At 59.6% G+C, this 3,364-nt stretch carries 3 protein-coding genes; 1 reads left to right on the plus strand and 2 read right to left on the minus strand.

The annotated features are described in order from the left end of the window. Both Q0072_RS18780 and Q0072_RS18785 read right to left on the minus strand, forming a co-directional pair. A partial coding sequence (locus tag Q0072_RS18780; protein ID WP_298333076.1) for an alpha/beta fold hydrolase occupies positions 1-766 on the minus strand: 766 nt, incomplete at its 3' end. Positions 767-789: 23 nt separating this feature from the next. Beyond that, positions 790-2,028 carry an acyl-CoA dehydrogenase family protein gene (locus tag Q0072_RS18785; protein WP_298333077.1) on the minus strand — a complete coding sequence of 413 codons (1,239 nt, stop codon included), beginning with the start codon at positions 2,026-2,028 and terminating at the stop codon, positions 790-792. A 373-nt stretch (positions 2,029-2,401) separates the two neighbouring features. On the opposite strand from Q0072_RS18785, the gene Q0072_RS18790 reads away from it, so the two are divergent. Beyond that, on the plus strand, positions 2,402-3,364 hold a 963-nt coding region (locus tag Q0072_RS18790), incomplete at its 3' end, for a TonB-dependent receptor plug domain-containing protein (protein WP_298333078.1).

Here is a 3,364-nt window from a genome sequence, read left to right on the forward strand (position 1 = left end):
CACCGGTCTGCCGCTCGGGTGTCGCCAGGAATGCCGGCCCGGTGATGGTCACCGGCACCTTTGGAAACATATCCCGGAAACGAGACAGCATTCCATTCAAGGTCAATGGATCGTCGACTGCCTGCACGACCTGGACAGGTACGCGGCCGGCAGCGATGACCATGCGCATAACGGCCGCGAAATCCTGATCGAAAATGGCATCAAAGGCCAGATCACGTCCCCGCCCCGATACCAAAGCGCCCAACGCCTCGGCATGGACAAGGTCAGGTACAGGATCCAGGAACAGGCCCTTCATTTGCCGGTAGGTACCGGAAAAATAGGCGCCATCTGCGTCCAGTACCGGCGCAAAGCCGATTTCGGTTCTTAGTGTGCACCGTTCATCCGCCGGTGCCAGAAGAATGCCGGACAATGTCAAAGACAGCACCCGATCCGGCACCGATGCCGCCATCTCCGCAGCGAAATGCGAACCTGTATGGTGAGCCGCCAGATGAAAGCTACCGATACCCAAGGTGTCCAACGCCTGCAATATCCAATGGGCATAGTCGGTTGTGCGAGGCGTGCCATCGGGCATGAAGCTTGCGCCAAAGCCAGGCGTATCCAGGGCCACCGCAGAAAAACCAGCCTCGGCCAGCATGCACAATACCGGCTCAAACCCAGCGGAGCTGACCGGTGTACGGTGAAGAAGCACCACCGTCTCACTGCCGCCCTGCACCCGGCGTCCGTGGATCTGGCCTGCATCCGTCTGGGCGTAGAACTTTGTAATCATCGCATGGGCCCCCTTCACGATGGTCAGATCTGGGTCCCGATGATCACGCGATCGGCCTTGGCGTCGGTCGCCCCGCCGTCGATCAGCGGATCGCCAGTGGGAAGGCCCAGCGCCAGCATGCCCGTCGGCGCCATGCTGTGGTCCCAGTGCAGTTCCACATGGGTCGTGATGCTGCGGCAATCGGTGTAGAGACGCGGGACGGGATTGGATTGAAGCTGCCCACCCGCACCCAACCCGGCCGACAGCCGATCGGCTGCCGACAGACACAGGCGCGATGCGAAGGTCACGTTGCGCTTACCCCACAAGAGATCATCGGGGCTTATGTCCTGACCGGAAACACCCCAGGCATGCAGGCGGCGAACATATTCATCGAAGACCAGGGTCGCCGCATCAATCTCGGCTGTCGCCACGCCCAGATTAACCTGAACGGGTGTCTGAACGGCAACCTTCTCACCAACAATCTGCCCGCGGCGTTTCGCCGTCTGTTCGACGGTTGCCTTCAGCGCACCCTTCGCTGTTCCCAGCAGCGGCCCCATGAAGTAGCTTTTCTGCAAGGGTGCCGGCCGCAGACGATAGACATAGCTGCTGTGGATTTCCGATCCCGGCGGATTGGGCGCCAGATACACGTCGCGCTCGACCAGCCGTTCATCGGGAATGAACTGGTCCACAATCTTGACGTGGTGGCTGCCCGTGGCGTGCAGGCCAGCCGAATCCCAAGTGTTCTCAATTGTATATTCGCCGGGCAACAACAGGCAGAAATGCGTGAACAGCGGCCCTTCGCCTTCCTTGGCGATGACCATCAGGCCCCCTGCGTGGCGCACACCGCTGGCCCAGCCCCAGCGACCACTGAGCCGCATGCCCCCCGGCACCCGCTCCAGAACGCCCGCACCCGCCGATGCTGTGGCCAGGATTCCATCGGGAGAAGCCGTAAAGAAGGCGTCCTGCGCCCTTTCCGGAAAGCGCCCCAAGCACATCACATGGGTGAAAACCAACCCGGCGATCCAGCCAGCCGACCCGCAGACCTGCGCGATTTCGCGCGAGATGTAGTAATGCGCGCCCCAGTCCAACTCGTAGCCACCATAACGGCGCGGCATATAGGACTTGTGCAGGCCCGCCTCTTTCATCGCGGCAACCAAGGATACCGGAAGATCACTGGCACCGCGGTAAGTCGGAACAGCGGCGGCGATTTCCGGGGCCAGGTCGCGGGCAGCGGTAACGAGATCGGCGCACTTCGCCGAAATCTCGGGTCGACGGACGGTCATGGGACGCTCGACGTTCTGAATGGACGGAATGGAGGGATATTATTGCAGCTGCAATGTTGGAGCCAAAAACTGTTCGGGAATCATGACGCCATTCGGTTGTCTGCTCCATGCCCCAGCCCAGATGGGCCAAGGCGCGCAATTGCCACCTATCCGCTAGGTGGTAAGTGTCAGCCAAAGGGAGTTGAGCAGAGTTTCGGGGCGGAATTATCTGAAACAGCCAAAGTCAGTTCCGCGGCAGTTGACGATCAAAGGGACGCCTGATCGGGTAGCGCCGCACGGCCGGGTGTATTTTGCCGTGTAGATCGGAAGCGTGACTTTGGAAATGCCGCGCGTCCGCGTGCTTTCCCAACATACGCAAAAACAAGGGGGCTTCATGTACAGTTCCAAAATCATTGCCCTGACCACTTCCGCCCTGGTCAGCGCCTTCGCGGCTTCCGCTATCGTTCCCGCTGCCCTGGCCGCAGAAGATGGACTGGTGTTGGAAGAGATCATCGTGACTGCGCGTAAGCGTAAGGAAGATATTCAGACCGTGCCCATCGCCATCCAGGCGATCACGGCGAGTGACTTGGCTGAACGGAACATCAACAGCCTGACTGATCTCGGCAGTTCCACCCCTGGGATCACCGTGTCCAACATCACCGGCGGCACGTTCACCAACGTTATGGTGCGCGGCCTGGCCCCGGCAAATTCCTCCTCAGACCTAAATATCGAGGCCAATGTTGGCGTTTTCATTGACGGCATCTACCAAACAAGTCGAAATGCGGCAGATGTCCTGTCAACCGTTGACATTGCCCAGGTCGACGTCGTGAAAGGTCCGCAGAGCGCGCTTTATGGCCGTTCCACCTTCGCCGGCGCGTTGGGCATCACCACCGCGCGCCCTGGCCCGAATCCTGAAGGTAAGGCCACCGTTACAGTTGGTAACAACGGTGATTATCGCGGTAAGGTCTCGCTGTCCAAGCCCATTATCGAGGACAAGCTGTCCGGTTCTATCGCTGCCAGTTGGTCGACCTACGGCGGCGAGTTTGACAATCTGAACAATCCATCGGACAAGCTTGGTGGGTATGAGAAGCGTGGTGTCTCCGGCGCACTTGTCTTTACGCCGACAGAGGATCTGACGGCCACTTTCACCGGCTATGCGACCAAATCGACCATGGAGTTGCCGGGTCTTTCGCGCAATCCACTCTCTACGCACAATTGCGGCGGCTTCAACGCGCAGACGCAGGCTTACTTCATCTATTGCGGTGAAGTGGCGACGGATCTCCCTATTGATATCAGCCGCAATATTCCTGACAGCACGTCCAAGTCTCGTCAGGGCGCCCTTGAACTGGAATATAAG

The sequence above is a fragment of the Asticcacaulis sp. genome (assembly GCF_027484505.1).
GTDB lineage: Bacteria > Pseudomonadota > Alphaproteobacteria > Caulobacterales > Caulobacteraceae > Asticcacaulis.